Source organism: Amycolatopsis sp. NPDC026612 (assembly GCF_040638285.1).
GTDB lineage: Bacteria > Actinomycetota > Actinomycetes > Mycobacteriales > Pseudonocardiaceae > Amycolatopsis.
In genome coordinates, this window is record NZ_JBEZYB010000002.1 from 59,633 (window position 1) to 74,750 (window position 15,118).

Consider the following 15,118-nt stretch of genomic DNA (forward strand, 5'->3'; position numbering starts at 1 on the left):
GGACACTTCGGGACATGAACGCACTGATCCGGATCCGGTCCGGCGGCCGACGAGCCGAGCGGATCGCCTACGCCGTCGGCGCGGCGCTGTTCGTCAGCGGCGTCGCGCACGCGCTCGTGCTCCTCGCCACCGGCGGCTCGTGGCTGGGCCCGCTGTCGATGCGCAAGGCCGTCACGTTCGGCCTGTCCTTCGGGCTGACGCTGGCGTCGGTCGCCTGGGCGACGTCCTTCCTGACCATCCGCCCCCGGCTGCGGACCGCGCTGCTCGGTGCGTTCACCGCGGCCAGCGTCACCGAGGTCGTGCTGGTCAGCATGCAGGCGTGGCGGGGCGTGCCGTCGCACTTCGACTTCGAGACGCCGTTCGACACCGCCGTCTCCATGACGCTCGCCGCGGGCGGCGCGGTGATCATCCTGACCGTCATCGGGTTCACGGCCACCGCGCTCGTCGAACCCGGCCCGGACGCGCCGAGCCTGCGCCTGGCCGTCCGCGCCGGCCTGGTCGTGCTGCTGGTCGCGCTGGCCACGGGCGCGGTGATGATCGGACGCGGGGTCGTTGCGGCGCGCGGCGGCGACCCGCAGCTCGCCTACACGACCGCCGGCTCGCTCAAGCCGCTGCACGCGGTCGCCATGCACGCGATCCTCGTGCTGCCCGCGCTCGCCTGGATCCTGCGCTCCACCCGCTACCCGGAACCACGCCGGCTGCTGGTGGTCCGGATCGCGGTCGCCGCCGACGCGGTGCTCACCGCCGTGATCGGCGTCGAGTCCTTCACCGGCATCGACCCGCCGGCCGCCCCCCTGCCGCTCCTCGCGCTGTCCGCACTGGCCGCCGCCGCGCTGGCGGGCACCGCGATCCACGCGCTGTCCGGCGTTGAACCGGCCGCCCGATTCGTACGTGTCCCCCACGGGAAGGCAAGGGGCCGGTAAAGCGGCGGACGGAGACCACGCGTGCGGCACGGTATGACCACCCACGGCCTTTTCCAGCAGGGCAAGGCCCACAGTCCGTCGTTCTTCTCCGTGGCCAGGGCGATGGGACAGCACGCGGACGACCTCGCGGACTTCTGCATCCCCTGCAACCCGTACTTCCCGACGGACGAGATGTTCGGCGAGCTCGAACGGAACCTCCGCACGATCCTCAAGTTCTACCCGAGCGAAGCCGCCGCGATCACCGCGCAGCTCGCCGGCGTGCTCCGGCTCAACCCGTCGACGATCTCGCCGGCCAACGGCTCGACCGAGCTGATCACCTGGATCGACCAGCTGCTGGTCGATTCCAGCGTCGCCGTGCCGATCCCGACGTTCGGCCGCTGGACCGACCAGCCGATGGAGACCGGCAAGCGCGTCGACATGTTCCTGCTGAAGGAAGCGGACAACTTCGAGCTCCGCGTGGACGAGTACATCGAGTTCATCAGGCGCCGCGGCTCCCGGGTCGCGGTGCTGTGCAACCCGAACAACCCCGACGGCGGGTACCTGCCGCGCCGCGAGGTGATCCGGTTCATGGACGCCCTCGAAGACCTCGACCTGGTGGTGATCGACGAGTCGTTCATCGACTTCGTCGAGGTCGAGCGGAACCCGTCGGTGGCCGCCGAAGCCGTCGTCCGGCCGAACGTGATCGTGCTGAAGAGCCTCGGCAAGAACTTCGGGCTGCACGGGATCCGGTTCGGCTACCAGGTTTCGAACCCCGCGCTGACGCGCAAGCTGTCGGCCGCGCTGCCGAAGTGGAACCTGAATTCGCTCGCCGAGACCGTGATCTTCATGCTCGCCGAGCACCAGGCGGAGTACGAGGACAGCCTGAAGAAGCTCGCACTCGACCGGTTCCTGATGCACGCGCAGCTCGGGCAGTTCACGGAGCTGACGGTGTTCCCGTCGCAGGCGAACTTCCTGCTCGTCAAGCTGCCCGCTTCGGTCGACGGCGCCGAGCTGTGCGACTACCTGCTCGCCGAGCACCACCTGCTGGTGCGCCAGTGCGGCAACAAGATCGGCATGACCAGCCAGTTCATGCGCTTCGGGGTGCGGCCGGACACCGAGGTCGAGCGGCTGGCCGAGGGACTGCGTGGGGTGGAGCGGCTGGGCGGCGCGCGGCACCCGGCGCCGAACATGGAGCTGGTCTCGCACTCCCGCGAGCACTCCCGCGAGCCGGAACGGTCGATCAGCTGAGCACCTGGGCGATGGCCGACTTCCAGGCGAACATCCGGCCGTTCGCCGAACTCGACCGCGCCGGCCGCACGCGGCGCCTGCGCCGGCTCGCCGAAGCGGCCTTGACCGCCTACGCCGTGCCGGTGGCCCGCCTGACCCCGCTCGCCCACGGGCTCAACACGACGTTCCGCGTCGACGGCGCGGACGGCCACCGGTACGTGCTGCGGGTGCAGCGGCCGGACGGCCCGGGCGTCGCCCAGGTGCGGGCCGAGATGGCCTGGCTCGCCACGCTGCGCCGGGAAACGGGCCTCGTCGTCCCGCAGCCGGTGCCGACGCGCGCGCGGGACCTGGTCACCGTGGTCGCCGACCCGGCGGTGCCCGAACCGCGCACCTGCGTGCTCTGCCACTGGGTCGACGGCCGGTTCGTCGGCGAACGGCTCACCGCCCCGCAGCTGTACGCGCTCGGCGAGTTCGCCGCGCGGCTGCACCTGCACGGCGCGCGGATGAACGGCCTCGACCGCGGCCGCGTCGACGACCTCGCCGAGTTCGGCCGCACGCAGGTGGACGGCTTCTCGGCGACGGTCGTCGACCGGGCCGTCGCGGCGGCCGGGGGCGACGAACGGATCCGCGAAGCGGTGGCACGTGTGCGCGCGGTGCGGGCCGAGCTGGGGTACGGCGCCGACGTCTTCGGCCTGGTGCACGGCGATCTGCACCAGGAGAACTACCTGCTGCACCGCGGCCGGGTGCACGTGATCGACTTCGACGACTGCGGGTACGGGCACTACGCCTACGACCTCGCCGTCGCCTGCGCCGCGCTCGCGCCCCTGCCCCACCGCGAAGAGCTGCGGGAGGCGCTCCTGGACGGCTACCGGTCGGTGCGGCCGGCCGCGGCCACGACCGACCCGGCGGTGCTGGCCGCCTTCGCCGGGCTCCGGCGGGTCCAGCTGCGGCTGCGCTGAGCGTTACACCCTGTCGTTACAATTGCTACATGGCCGGACGATCGAGCAACGCCACCAGTACCCGCGACCGCCTCCTGCTGGCCGCCGGCCAGCTCCTGCACGAAGCCGGTGACGGACCGGTGTCGACGCGGGCGATCTGCGAACGCGCCGGCGTCCAGGCCCCCACGCTGTACCACCACTTCGGCAGCAAGCAGGGCCTGCTCGACGCCGTCGTCAACTACGGCTTCACCCAGTACGTCCAGGCCCCCACCGCCGGCGGCGACCCGGTGGAGCGGATCCGCGCAGGCTGGGACCGGCACGTCGAGTACGGCCTGGAGCACCCCGCGTTCTACGTGCTGCTCTACGGCCAGATCGAGCCGGGGGTGCCGTGCAACCTGACATCGAGCGCCGAAGCCATGCTGCTGGAGCTGTTCACGCCGCTGGCGCGCGACGGCCGCCTGCGCGTCGAGGCCGCGGAAGCCGCGCGCCAGGTCGCGGCGGCCAACAGCGGCGTGACGCTCAGCCTGATCGCCCAGCCGGAAGACAGCCGGGACTTGACCCTGTCCACGCAGGTCAGGGAGTCGGTTCTGGCCGGGCTGCTGGTCGACCGCCCGGCCGAAGGCTCATCCGTGGGCGCGCTGGCCGTCGCGTTGTCGGCCGCACTCGAGGACGACGACCGCGCCCTGACCCCGACCGAACGCCTGATGCTGCGGGAGTGGCTGCACCGCCTGGCGGACTGAGCGCTACATTTGCTACATTGTTCGGTATGACAAATATAGCGAGCAAGTTCGGCGTGTTCCTGGCCCCGCACCGCGACGACGTGACCCGCAAGGAACAGGCGATCGCGGCGGACGAACTGGGATACGGCGCGGTCTGGTTGGGCACCGGCCGCAACTCGGTCGGCGACCTCGCGTTCGTCGAGGACGTCCTCGACGCCACCGAGCGGATCACCGTGGCGACGGCGATCGTCAACATGTGGGTCGACGAGCCGGAACCCCTCGCCGAGTCCTACCACCGGCTCGCGGGCCGGTACGGGCAGCGCTTGCTGCTCGGCATCGGCGTCGGCCACCCGGAGTCGGTCACCGAATACCGGAGCCCGTACGCCAAGATCGTCGGCTACCTCGACCGGCTCGACGCGGCCGGCGTCCCGGCCGGAGCCCGGGTGCTCGCCGCGCTCGGCGACCGCGTGCTGAAGCTGGCCGCCGAGCGCACCGCCGGCGCGCACCCGTACCTGGTGCCGGTCGCGCACACCCGGCACGCGCGCGCGATCCTGGGCGCGGGCAAGCTGCTGGCACCGGAGCACAAGGTGGTCCTGGACGACGACAGTGTGGCCGCGCGCGCCATCGGACGGCCGTACGTCCGGACCCCGTACCTCAGTCTCCGCAACTACGTCAGCAACCTGCTGCGCCACGGGTACACCGAGGCCGACGTCACCGGCGGCGGCAGCGACCGCCTGATCGACGACCTCGTCCTGCACGGCACGCCGGAGACCGTCGCCAAGGGCCTTCTGTCCCATGTGGACGCCGGCGCCGACCACGTGGCGGTGCAGGTACTCGGCCCCTCACCCGAGGTGGAGCTGGCGAACCAACGTCGGCTGGCCGAAGTGCTGCTCTGATCAGCCGGGCGCGGGCAGCAGGGCGTTCAGCGCCGCGACGAGCGTGCGTTCCTCGTAGTCGAAGTGATTGTCCAATTCGGACTTGAGCCGATCGAACTCCGCACGGAGCCGGACCGGGTCGGCTTCTTCTTCGACGAGCTGCTGGACCTCATCCTGCAGCCGCGCGACGACGACGTGCTCTTCGTCGAGCTTCGCCAACGTGGGGGCGAGGGCGGGGAACCGCTCGGCCAGCAACGGGAAGATGTTCCTGGCTTCCCCGGTATGGTGCCGGGTGAGGGCCGTGCAGAACCCGGCGCAGCGCAGGCTCAGCTGTCGCGGGGTACCGCAATCCAGCTCGGCCCGCATTTCCTTCAGCTCGCTGCGCAGCCAGTCGTGCATCTCGACGAGCCAGTCGCCCATGCGGCGCGCGGTGTCGACCCGGTGCAGTTCGACGACGGGCAGGAGCCGGGTCGTTCGCGCCTGGTAGTCCGCGAACCCCGGCTCCCGATCGATCACCTCGGCGAACAGCTTGTCGCGATCCGGCGGGAGAGCCGCCATCGCCTCGTACGTCTCGGTGTCCGTTTCCACCAACACGAGGGGGTTGTGCCGGATGTTGTGGTACCAGGCCGGGTGCTTCGGCGCGCCCATCGCCGAAGCGATGACGACCAGCCGACCGTCGATGTCCAAGGCGCCCAGGGGAACCCGGTGTTTCCGGCCCGTCCGGGCGCCGGTCGTGGTGAGCATGATCAAGCTGGGTGGTCCTTTCCGATGACGAAATTCACCGGAGGCCGAGAGGCCGACACGAAGGGCACAGCTCTGCCAGGGAAAGGCGGAACGTGTCGATCTCAAGGGGGCTATGAGTAGCCACTACCTCCGTGTGTCGGCCCATCTGGGGCACAACTGCACGCTAGCACGGCTCAGCGGGCGGCGTCAGCGGCTTTCCGTGCGGCAGCAGCAGCCGTGGCGGCTTCGTCGAAGGCCGCCTTCGCCGTCTCGAACTCCGCCGTCGCGCGCCCGGCGCGTTCCTCGGCTTCCGCCAGGCGCTCACGCAGGTCGTCGACGCGAGCCGTGGCCTGCTCGGCCGCGCGCTCGGTGCGGACGAGGTCGCGTTCGGCCGTCGCGCGTTCCTTGGCCCGCTCGGCGGCCTCTTTGCGCAGCCGGTCGCGTTCCGCACGGGCTCGCGCCCGCTCCTCTTCCTCGCGCCGGTGGTCCCGTTCCTCGCGCCGGTGGTCCCGCTTCGGCGTGGCCGGTTCGGCCTTGTCCACGAGCTTCTTCGAGCGCTTCCCGGTGGCGGGCGGGACGCTCGCGGCGAGGCTGAACCACTGGTCGGTGTCCTGGTGCGCCACCGACGTCAGCCGCCCGGCGAGAGCCAGCGCGGCGGTGTCCGGGTCGGCCGCGACGGCTTCCAGGGTCGCCTCGACCTCGCGGGACACCGGGTCGCTCATCGACGGCAGCTCGTGCCGGATCCGCCGCACCAGGTCGCCGCGGCGCCGGGTCAGCGCCCGCAGGTCATCGCCGGCCAGGCGGGTGTGCGCGTCCCGCAGTTCGTCGCCGAGCTCGGCCAGTTCACGCAGCTGATCGGACTCGTCCCTGGCCAGGCCGTTGACGATCGCCGCGGCCGCGGTCGGTTTCCGCAGCGCTTGGATCCGCTTCGCGAGCTCGGCGTCTCCTTCGGCCTTCGCGGCCTTCGCCGCCGCGTTGCGCGCGCTGACGAACTCCGCGAGGTCGCCCCCGTAGAGCTCGCCGGCCACCGTGTCGAAGTCCATCGTCCTCCAGCGAACCACATCGGACTGGTGCGAGCACCTGGGAAGAGTCATCATCGGGGGATGTTCTTCGATCTGGGTGTCCGGGACTTCCTCGACCGCGCGGAAACGGTGTACCCCGACCGGGTCGCGGTGGTCGACGAGCCGGACCAGCCCGCGCCGAGCTGGGGTTCGCTCACCTACCGCGAGGTGGCGCGCCGGGCCCGCGCGCAGGCCGCCAACCTCGACGCGCTGGGCGTGCCGGCCGGCGGGCGCGTCGCGGTGGTGTCGCACAACGCCGCCCGCCTGCTCGTGTCGTTCTTCGGCGTGTCCGGCTGGGGCCGGATCCTGGTGCCGGTGAACTTCCGGCTGGCCGCGGCCGAGATCAAGTACATAGTGGAGCACTCCGGGGCGGAGGTGCTGATCGTCGACCCGGAGCTGGCGCACCTGCTGGACACCGTGACGGCGAAGCACGTGTTCGTCCTCGGCCGCGACGACGAGGCCATCTGGGGCGGCGACGGAACGCCCCGGCCGTGGGACGGCGACGAGTCGGCCACCGCGACCGTCAACTACACCTCGGGAACGACCGCCCGGCCGAAGGGCGTGCAGCTCACCCACCGCAACATCTGGCTGAACGCCGTGGTCTTCGGCCTGCACACGACGTTGAGCGACAACGACGTCCTGCTGCACACGCTGCCGATGTTCCACTGCAACGGCTGGGGGATGCCGTACGCGGTGACCGGCCTCGGCGGGCGGCACATCGTGCTGCGGAAGGTCGACGGCACGGAGATCCTGCGCCGCATCGAGGAGCACGGCGTGACGATCCTGTGCGCGGCGCCCGCGGTGGTCACGGCGGCGCTGGACGGCGCCGCGAACTGGGACGGCGAGATCCCCGGCCGCGGCCGGGTCCGGATCGTCGTGGCCGGCGCGCCCCCGCCGACCCGCACGATCGAGCGGGTCCGGGCCGAGCTGGGCTGGGAGTTCATCCAGATCTACGGGCTCACCGAGACCGCGCCGCTCCTGACGGTCAACCGGATGCGCAGCGAGTGGGCGGACCTCGACCCGCACGAGCAGGCCCGGCTGCTGGGCCGCGCGGGAACGCCGGCGCTGGGCGTCCGGATCGCCGTCGACGAGAGCGGCGAGGTGCTCGCGCAGTCGAACCACAACCTCGACGGCTACTGGGAGAACCCGGCGGAGACGGCGCGGGTCCAGGAGGGCGGCTGGTTCCACACCGGCGACGGCGGTACGTTCGACGACGGGTACCTGGCGATCGCGGACCGCAAGAAGGACGTGATCATTTCGGGTGGCGAGAACGTGTCGTCGATCGAGGTGGAGGACGCGCTGAACTCGCACCCGGCGATCCGCGAGGCCGCCGTGATCGGCATCCCGGACGAGAAGTGGGGCGAGCTGGTGACGGCGCTGGTCGTGGTGGAGGGCGACGTCACGGCCGACGAGCTGATCCGGCACTGCCGCGGTCACCTGGCGGGGTACAAGTGCCCGAAGCGGGTGGAGTTCCTGGCCGAGCTGCCGCGGACGGCGACGGGCAAGATCCAGAAGTTCAAGCTGCGGGAGCCGTTCTGGAAGGGGCAGTCGAGGCAGGTCAACTAACCGTCAAGACCGTCCACTTGAGACACTCGCGCGCACACGCTCGCTGTTCGCCTCCGCCAGTGCGCGTTCCGTTTCCGTCGCGGGTTCCAGGCGCGCCGGGACGTCCTTGTGGTGCGGCGTGCCCGCGATCGGATCGCGGTCCAGCGCGTCCGTCAGGAGGTTGATGCGCGGGCCGCTGACCACGCGGCGGCCGTCGGCGTCCGGGTGGGCCATGCCGTAGCCGTGCGGCAGCGCGAGCTGACCCGGCCGCAGCCCGGGGTCGGCCTCGGCGCGGACGACCACCCGCCCCGACGGCGTCACCACCGCCACCCAGTCGCCCGGAGCCGCGCTGATCGACGCCAGCTCGTCGGGACGCGCGCGCAGGGCGCCGTCCGGATCGGTGCGGCGCCAGCGCGGGTCACGCAGGATCTGGTTCGCGTTGTGCGCCCGCCGCTGCCCGTTGACCAGCGAAAACGGGTACGCGGGGTCGGGCTGCTCGGCGGCCGGGTCCAGCGCGGCCAGCCAGTCCAGCAGTTCCGGCACGGCGAGCCGGACGCGCTCGCGGCGCAGCAGGCTCCACACCTCGTCCTGCTTGTGGGCCGAGAACGGGGTGGGTCCGGCCAGCACCCGCGAGAACAGCTCCTCGCCCAGCTCCACGCCGGTGGCGGAACTGCCGAGCGCGCGCTGCACCGGCACGGTCATCGACTCCGCCGCGCGGTGGCAGCCCGCCCACAGGGGCGCGATCGACCCCGCGCCGTCGGGCAGCAACGCGCCCAGGGTGCGGTAGAGCAGCACCGGCAGGATCGCCGCGCGCTCCGGCATTGCCTGGACCAGGGCCCCGAGGCCCGCCTGCAGTTCGGCCCGCGGCCCGGCGGCCAGCGACGCGAGCACGTCGGACGGCGGCAGCACGCCGAGCGCGTCGAACAGCCGCGCGTAGATCTCGGCTTCGACGAGCGTGCCCGGCAGCGGGTCCAGCAACGGCCGCCGCAGCTGGAAGTAGTTCGTCGGCCACTCGAAGGTGAAGAGCGTGAACTCCCACTTCTCGTGCTGGGACGCCGCGGGCAGCACGTAGTCCGCCAGCGCCGCCGTCTCGGTGTAGGCGACGTCGACGACCACGGACAGCTCCGCCGCCCGCAGAGCGCGTTCGACCTCACGCGTCCCCGCGAAGGTGTTGGCCGGGTTCGACGACTCGACCCACACCGCGCGGACGTGGTTCGGGTGGTCGGCGAGGACCTCCTCGGCGAGGGTGTTCGCCGGCAGCAGGCCGCCGATGTACTCGAACCCGGTGATCTCGGAGCGCTGTCCGGTCGTCGCGCCCCACAGCGGCAGCAGCCACGAGTGCACGTTGTTCGTGCCGCGCCGGCCGAAGTGCCCGGTGAGCAGGTACAGCAGCTTCTCGAGGTAGCTGTTGAGCGTCGAGTGCCGTCCCTGCTGGATGCCCAGCTCGACGCGCACGGTCATCGCCTCGGCCGCGCACATCAGGTCGACGGCCTTCTCGACGTCCACCCGGGACACCTCGGTGTGCGCGATCCACTCGTCCACCGGCACCTTCGCCAGCACGGCGGCGACCTCGTCGAAGCCTTCGGTCCGGGTGGCGAGGAATTCCCCGTCGGCGCCACCCCGGTCGAGCAGCAGCGCCAGGATCGCGCCGAGCAGATAGGCGTCGGTGCCCGGTCGCAGCGGGAGGTGCAGATCGGCCAGCTCCGCGGTCTCGGTGCGCCGCGGATCGATCACGATCATCCGGCGCGCCGGATCGTTCTTGAGCGTGTTGAGCGCGTGCCGGGCGTTGGTGAAACCGTGGGCCTGCCACGGGTTGCAGCCGAGCACGACCAGCAGGTCGCAGTGCTCGACGTCCTCGGCGGTGTGCACGGTCGTCGAGCCGAACATCTGCCCGTTGACCCAGAAGTCGCCGGTCTTCTCCTGCGACAACGCGTTGAAGTGGCGCGTCGAGTTCATCCACTTCAGCAGCGAAGCGCCGTACGCGCCGCCGGAGTGGTTGCCCTGGCCACCGCCGCCGACGTACGCAAACGAGCCCGGCCGCCCGGCCTCGGTGTCGGCGTCCCGGATCGCGTGCAGCTTCGCGGCGATCTCGGTGAGCGCGGTGTCCCAGCCGACGGGCTCGTGCGTGCCGTCGGGACGCCGGCGCAACGGCGTCGTCAAGCGGTCTTCGTGGTCGCCGTACCAGGTCAGGCGCTGAGCTTTCTGGCACAGGTAGCCGGCCGAACGCGGGTGCGCCTTGTCGCCGCGGACGCGGGTGATCTTCCGGCCGTCGAGCTGCACCTCCAGCCCGCAGTTGAGGTAGCAGAGGCTGCACGCGGTGCGCTGCCACTCGCCCATGGCGTTCCCTTCACAGCAGGTCCAGCGCGCGGCCCAGAGTCGTCAGACGCGCTTCGAGCGTTTCGCCGGCCGGGTACAGCCGGACGGTGTCGATCCCGGCGTCCTGCCAGACGCGCAAGCGTTCACGCACCATCTCTTCGGTGCCGATCAGCGTGGTGCCCAGCACCATTTCGTCGGTGACGAGTGCGGCGGCGCCGTCGCGGTCACCGGCCTGCCAGCGCTCGCGGACCTCGGCCGCGACGTCGGCCCAGCCTTGGCGGCTGTAGGCGTTGTTGTAGAAGTTCGTGCTGGCCGAGCCCATCCCGCCGAGGCTGAACGCGAGCTCCTTCTTGCGGCTGCCGATCATGACCCGCAGCTCGTCTTCGTTGTCCGCGAAGGCGACTTCGGCGCCTTGGCAAACGTCGATGTCCTTGCGCTGCCTGCCGGCCTTCGCGAGGCCGGCGTCGAGGTGGGCGAAGTACGCGTCGGCGCCTTCGGGCACGAAGCTGGTGCCGAGCCAGCCGTCCGCGACCTCGCCGGTGAGCTCCAGGAGCTTCGGCGACAGCGTCGCGAGGTAGATCGGGATGTCCGGGTTCGGCGCGGTGGACAGCCGCATCGGGCGGGCCTCGCCGGGCAGCGGGATCTCGAACGCCGTGCCGGAGAACGAGATCTTCTCCCCCGCGAAGGCCTGGCGGATGATCGCGACGGTCTCGCGCATCCGGGTCAGCGGTTTCGTGAACGGGACGCCGTGCAGTCCCTCGATCACCTGGGGTCCGGACGCGCCGAGACCGAGCGCGAACCGGCCGCCGGACAGGTCGGCGAGGGTGAGCGCGGCCTGCGCGATCGCCACCGGCGTGCGCGTGCCCAGCTGGATGATGCCCGAGCCGAGCCGGATCCGGTCGGTGCGGGCGGCGAGGTAGCCGAGCGCGGACGGCGCGTCCGAGCCCCAGGCTTCGGCCACCCAGCAGACGTCGAGGCCGAGCTTTTCCGCCTCCAGCACGAAGTCCAGCGTCGTGCGGCTGTCCTTCGAGAACTCGACGGTCGTCGCGGTCTTCATCGGTTTTCGATCCGGGCCTTGATCGCGGCGACCGTGCCGGCCATCGCCGCCTCGAACTCCCGCATGCGGACGAAGACGATCTTCTGTTCCTTCTCCGGCATCCGGTCGATGGCGAACGACAACCCGGACCGGCCGGGGCCCATCCGCATCCACTGGCTCAGGCGGGTGCCGCCGTTGGCGGGCTCGAGCGTGAACTTCCAGACGGCGCTGGGCCGGTCGGGGTCCTGCACGGCCCACGCGAACACCCGCGGCGCGTCGCATTCGACGACGTACGAGGTGGTCTCCCACTCCCCGAACGCATCGTGCTTGCTGCGGCCGAGGAACTTGCGGCCTTCTTCGCACCACTCGACGGACTGGAGTTCCGCGCTCAGCTCGGGCATCAGGAAGATGTCCGAAACGACCGGCCAGACGTCCTCGGGCGCGGCGTCGATCCACGTCGAAACCTCGGCGGTCGGCAGGTCGGCGTACCGCGCACCCGTCCACTCCATCGTGGTCGCGCTCCTCTCGAAAGGCGGTCTGACCACGATAGTTGCGTAGATAGACCTATGCTGTCAACGTCACTCCTGCCGGGCGAACCGCTCCTCGACGTCCGGCCGCTGCGCCAGCCGGGGTGGAAAGCCGGGGCCGCGGCGCATCCGGGTGTCGTCCGGCGTCATCGGTTCCCGGCACTGAGCGCAGACGATTTCGGCGTGCGTGTCGTGCCCGCAGGCGAGGTGGTGCACGGTGATCGGCGGCCCGGCCTCGCTCGCGAGCCACTTGTCGCCCCAGCGGGTCATCGCGAGCAGCACCGGGTAGAAGTCGCGGCCCTTCTCGGTGAGCACGTAGTCGTGACGCACCGGCTCGGTCTGGTAGGGCACCTTCTCCAGCAGCCCCTCGTCGACCAGCCGCTTGAGCCGGTCGGCGAGGGTGTTGCGGGCGATGCCGAGCGCCTGCTGGAACTCGTCGAAGCGGCGCACGCCGTAGAAGGCGTCCCGCAGCACCAGCGGGGTCCACCAGTCCCCCAGCAGATCCATGGTGCGCGCGATCGAGCACGGCCACTGCGCGAACGAAGTCCGTTTCATGCCGCCGAGCGTACGCCGTTCCCGAGAAAGACTCAGCAGGTCAGTCGCATGACGACGCGCCGCGCGGTCGGCCGGCTGACTTCGGTGAACCCCGCGTCGGCGAAGATCCGGCGGCTCCCGACGAACAGTTCGGCGGGCCACGCGAGCTTCTGCCCCGGCTCGACGAGCATGGGATAGCCCTCGACCGCGCGGGCGCCCCGGTCGCGCGCGAACCCGACGGCCGCTTTCGCCAGGGCCGCGCTCACCCCGCGGCGCCGGAAGCCCTTGCGCGTGACGAAACACGTGACGGCCCAGACGCCGTCGTCCTCCGGGTTCTCCTCGCGACCGGCCCAGACGAGCCGGCTGCCGAGGAGGCGCCGGTACGCCGTGCGGGGTTCGACCGCGCACCAGCCGGCGGGCTCGCCGTCGAGGTGGGCGACGAGCCCGGTCGCGTGCTCGGCGGTCTGGGCGCGCAGCCGCTCGGCCCGTTCCTCCGCGGTGCCCGACCGCCACTGCGCCGGTGTGTCCTTGAAGTACTGGCACCGGCAGCGGGCCGGATCGCCGCGGTCGCCGAAGATGGCCTGCAGGTCGGCCCAGGACGCCTGATCGACGGGTACGACAGTCAGCATCTTTTGACGTTAGACGAGGTGGCCGGTCGTCACGTCCACGTGGTCCGGCACGTCGTCGTGCGCGTCGCCGACACTGAGCGTTCCCGCCGGTTCGACCAGGAGCACGCTCGCGCCCGCCTTCGACGCCGGCTTGTGGAACGTGCCCTTCGGCACCACGAACACCTGCCCGCGGCCGATTGTGACGACGCGTTCGTCCGGATCGCGCAGGCCGATTTCGATCTCGCCGTCCAGGACGAGGAAGAACTCGTCGGTGTGCTCGTGGACGTGCCAGACGTGCTCGCCGTCGAACCGGGCGAGGCGGATGTCGTAGTCGTTGACGCGCGTGACGATGCGCGGGCTCCAGGCGGCGTCGAAGCTCGCGAGGACTTCGTTGAGGTCGATCGGGTTCATGCGTCCCATGCTCGACCTGGCGGTTCGCCGGCGCGAGTGCTAGGAATCGCACATGCCGCAAGAATTCTCGCACTGTGTTGTCCGGGGTCGAACCCCGGACCCCAGCCGAGGGGCAAGCCCCCCTGGACCCCCCAAAGGCCACCGGGTCGTCGCGATCGTCACCGAGCAGTCGAACCCGTTCGAGATGGGCGTGGCGACCGAGCTGTTCGGCATCCGCCGTCCCGAGCTCGACCGGCCCTGGTACGACTTCACGCTCTGCGCCGCCACGCCCGAAGTGCGGATGAACCTCGGCATGTTCACGCTGTCCGGCGTCGCCGGGCTCGAGGCCGCCGACACGGCGGACACGCTGATCGTGCCGGCCCGTCCGGACACCCACGTGCCGACGGCACCGGCGATCATCGCGGCGATCCGCCGGGCCGCCGACCGCGGCGCCCGCCTGGTGAGTTTCTGCACGGGAGCGTTCGCCCTCGCCGAGGCGGGCGTGCTCGACGGCAAGCGGGCGACCACCCACTGGCAGTGGGCCGCTTCGCTGGCCGCGCGGTTCCCGCTGGTGCACTGGGAACCGGACGTGCTGTTCATCGACGAGGGCACCGTCTTGACGGCGGCGGGCAGCGCGGCGTCGCTCGACCTCGGGCTGCACCTCATCCACCGCGACCACGGCGCGGAGGTCGTCAACGCGGTCAGCCGCCGCCTGGTGTTCACCGGTCACCGCGACGGCGGCCAGCGGCAGTTCATCGCCCGCCCGGTGCCCGCGGTGCCGGAGACGTCACTGGCGCCGGTCCTCGCCTGGGCGCTCGAGCGGCTGGACACGCCCCTGACGGTCGCGGATCTGGCGAGCCGGGCGGCGACGAGCCCGGCGACGCTGCACCGGAAGTTCCGCGCGGAACTCGGGACGACGCCGCTGGCGTGGCTGACCACGGAACGCGTGACGCTGGCGTGCCGCCTGATCGAGCGGGGCGAGCTGCGCTTGGACCGGGTTGCCGCGGCGAGCGGGTTCGGGACCGCGGCGAACCTGCGGCTCAGGCTGCGGCGGCACACGGGCCTCAGCCCGAGTGCTTACCGTCGCCGGTTCGGTCCGGCGGCTTGAGCTCCGCGAGCGCTTTCGCCAGCGCCTCCTGCTGCAGCCGGGCGGGGTAGGTCCGCGGGTCCGCCGCGGCCAGGACGTTCAAGCCCTCCACCAGCGCCACCAGGCTCTTCGTCGTCAGCTCCAGCCGCTCGTCCGTCCACTTCGGACGGCACGCCGCCACCAGCCGGTGGATCCGGGCCAGGAACGAACGGTTCGCCGCGCGGTGGCGTTCGGCCAGGTCGTCGTCGGCCAGTGCGGCGGCCAGGAAGCCGACCCAGACGCGGGATTCCTCGTGGTGGCCGTGCGGGAGGTCGACGGCTTGGCCGAGCACCGCGACCAGTGCGCCGAAAGCGTCGGTGCACGCCGCTTCGGCCGCGTCGGCGCGGATCGCCGTGCGTTCGTACAGCAGGTCACGCGCGTGCAGCAGCAACGCCTTCTTCGTCGGGAACGCGTGCATCACCAGGCCGGTCGTGCAGCCGGCGCGCTCGGCGACCGCGCGCAGCGTCAACCCGGGCAGGCCGGTCTCGGCGAGCACCTGCCAGGTCGCGTTCGACAGCAGGTCCCGCTGGGCCTCGACGTCACGCCGCTTCGGCATCCGGCCTCCTTCCCGGGAAGCGTAACAGGTGCTAC

The 15,118-nt window shown here is 71.5% G+C and carries 16 protein-coding genes; 7 read left to right on the forward strand and 9 right to left on the reverse strand.

Annotation, left to right across the window (positions count from 1 at the left end; translation table 11 throughout):
• Window positions 1-14: 14 nt before the first annotated feature.
• Genes AB0F15_RS02525 through AB0F15_RS02545 form a run of 5 tightly spaced genes read left to right on the forward strand, consistent with a single transcriptional unit; the run spans window position 15 to window position 4,682 of the window.
• Window positions 15-923, forward strand: coding sequence for a hypothetical protein (locus tag AB0F15_RS02525; protein WP_360263995.1), 909 nt, complete (start codon window positions 15-17; stop codon window positions 921-923).
• Between the two features lie 21 nt (window positions 924-944).
• Window positions 945-2,150 (forward strand): histidinol-phosphate transaminase, encoded by a 1,206-nt coding sequence (locus AB0F15_RS02530; protein ID WP_360263998.1) that lies wholly within the window; start codon window positions 945-947, stop codon window positions 2,148-2,150.
• A gap of 11 nt (window positions 2,151-2,161) precedes the next feature.
• Window positions 2,162-3,088 (forward strand): phosphotransferase, encoded by a 927-nt coding sequence (locus AB0F15_RS02535; protein WP_360264001.1) that lies wholly within the window; start codon window positions 2,162-2,164, stop codon window positions 3,086-3,088.
• A 29-nt stretch (window positions 3,089-3,117) separates the two neighbouring features.
• Window positions 3,118-3,807, forward strand: coding sequence for a TetR/AcrR family transcriptional regulator (locus AB0F15_RS02540; RefSeq protein WP_360264004.1), 690 nt, complete (start codon window positions 3,118-3,120; stop codon window positions 3,805-3,807).
• A 26-nt stretch (window positions 3,808-3,833) separates the two neighbouring features.
• A complete protein-coding gene (locus tag AB0F15_RS02545; RefSeq protein WP_360264006.1) occupies window positions 3,834-4,682 on the forward strand; it encodes an LLM class F420-dependent oxidoreductase in 849 nt (282 codons plus the stop codon).
• On the opposite strand, the gene AB0F15_RS02550 is transcribed toward AB0F15_RS02545, so the two are convergent.
• Complete coding sequence (locus AB0F15_RS02550) at window positions 4,683-5,411, reverse strand: nitroreductase/quinone reductase family protein (RefSeq protein ID WP_360264009.1); 729 nt, start codon at window positions 5,409-5,411, stop codon at window positions 4,683-4,685. It lies immediately after the preceding gene.
• Between the two features lie 167 nt (window positions 5,412-5,578).
• Complete coding sequence (locus AB0F15_RS02555) at window positions 5,579-6,427, reverse strand: hypothetical protein (RefSeq protein ID WP_360264012.1); 849 nt, start codon at window positions 6,425-6,427, stop codon at window positions 5,579-5,581.
• A 60-nt stretch (window positions 6,428-6,487) separates the two neighbouring features.
• Here AB0F15_RS02555 and AB0F15_RS02560 point away from each other — a divergent pair, with 60 nt between their 5' ends.
• Window positions 6,488-8,011, forward strand: coding sequence for an AMP-binding protein (locus tag AB0F15_RS02560; protein ID WP_360264015.1), 1,524 nt, complete (start codon window positions 6,488-6,490; stop codon window positions 8,009-8,011).
• Window positions 8,012-8,014: 3 nt separating this feature from the next.
• Here AB0F15_RS02560 and AB0F15_RS02565 read toward each other — a convergent pair whose 3' ends face one another.
• From AB0F15_RS02565 to AB0F15_RS02590, 6 genes are all read right to left on the reverse strand, one after another.
• A complete protein-coding gene (locus AB0F15_RS02565; protein ID WP_360264018.1) occupies window positions 8,015-10,327 on the reverse strand; it encodes a molybdopterin-dependent oxidoreductase in 2,313 nt (770 codons plus the stop codon).
• Between the two features lie 10 nt (window positions 10,328-10,337).
• A complete protein-coding gene (locus AB0F15_RS02570; RefSeq protein WP_360264020.1) occupies window positions 10,338-11,363 on the reverse strand; it encodes an LLM class flavin-dependent oxidoreductase in 1,026 nt (341 codons plus the stop codon).
• Window positions 11,360-11,851, reverse strand: coding sequence for an SRPBCC family protein (locus AB0F15_RS02575; RefSeq protein WP_360264023.1), 492 nt, complete (start codon window positions 11,849-11,851; stop codon window positions 11,360-11,362). The genes AB0F15_RS02570 and AB0F15_RS02575 overlap by 4 nt, the downstream gene beginning before the upstream one ends.
• A 69-nt stretch (window positions 11,852-11,920) precedes the next feature.
• Complete coding sequence (locus AB0F15_RS02580) at window positions 11,921-12,424, reverse strand: helix-turn-helix domain-containing protein (protein WP_360264026.1); 504 nt, start codon at window positions 12,422-12,424, stop codon at window positions 11,921-11,923.
• Window positions 12,425-12,456: 32 nt separating this feature from the next.
• A complete protein-coding gene (locus tag AB0F15_RS02585; RefSeq protein WP_360264028.1) occupies window positions 12,457-13,032 on the reverse strand; it encodes a GNAT family N-acetyltransferase in 576 nt (191 codons plus the stop codon).
• Window positions 13,033-13,041: 9 nt separating this feature from the next.
• Window positions 13,042-13,431, reverse strand: coding sequence for a cupin domain-containing protein (locus AB0F15_RS02590; RefSeq protein ID WP_360264031.1), 390 nt, complete (start codon window positions 13,429-13,431; stop codon window positions 13,042-13,044).
• A 175-nt stretch (window positions 13,432-13,606) separates the two neighbouring features.
• On the opposite strand from AB0F15_RS02590, the gene AB0F15_RS02595 reads away from it, so the two are divergent.
• Complete coding sequence (locus tag AB0F15_RS02595; protein WP_360264034.1) at window positions 13,607-14,509, forward strand: helix-turn-helix domain-containing protein; 903 nt, start codon at window positions 13,607-13,609, stop codon at window positions 14,507-14,509.
• On the opposite strand, the gene AB0F15_RS02600 is transcribed toward AB0F15_RS02595, so the two are convergent.
• Window positions 14,466-15,083: a TetR/AcrR family transcriptional regulator gene (locus tag AB0F15_RS02600; RefSeq protein WP_360264036.1), complete on the reverse strand. Its 618-nt coding sequence runs from the start codon at window positions 15,081-15,083 to the stop codon at window positions 14,466-14,468. The two genes, AB0F15_RS02595 and AB0F15_RS02600, sit on opposite strands and share 44 nt — an antisense overlap.
• Window positions 15,084-15,118 lie beyond the last annotated feature (35 nt).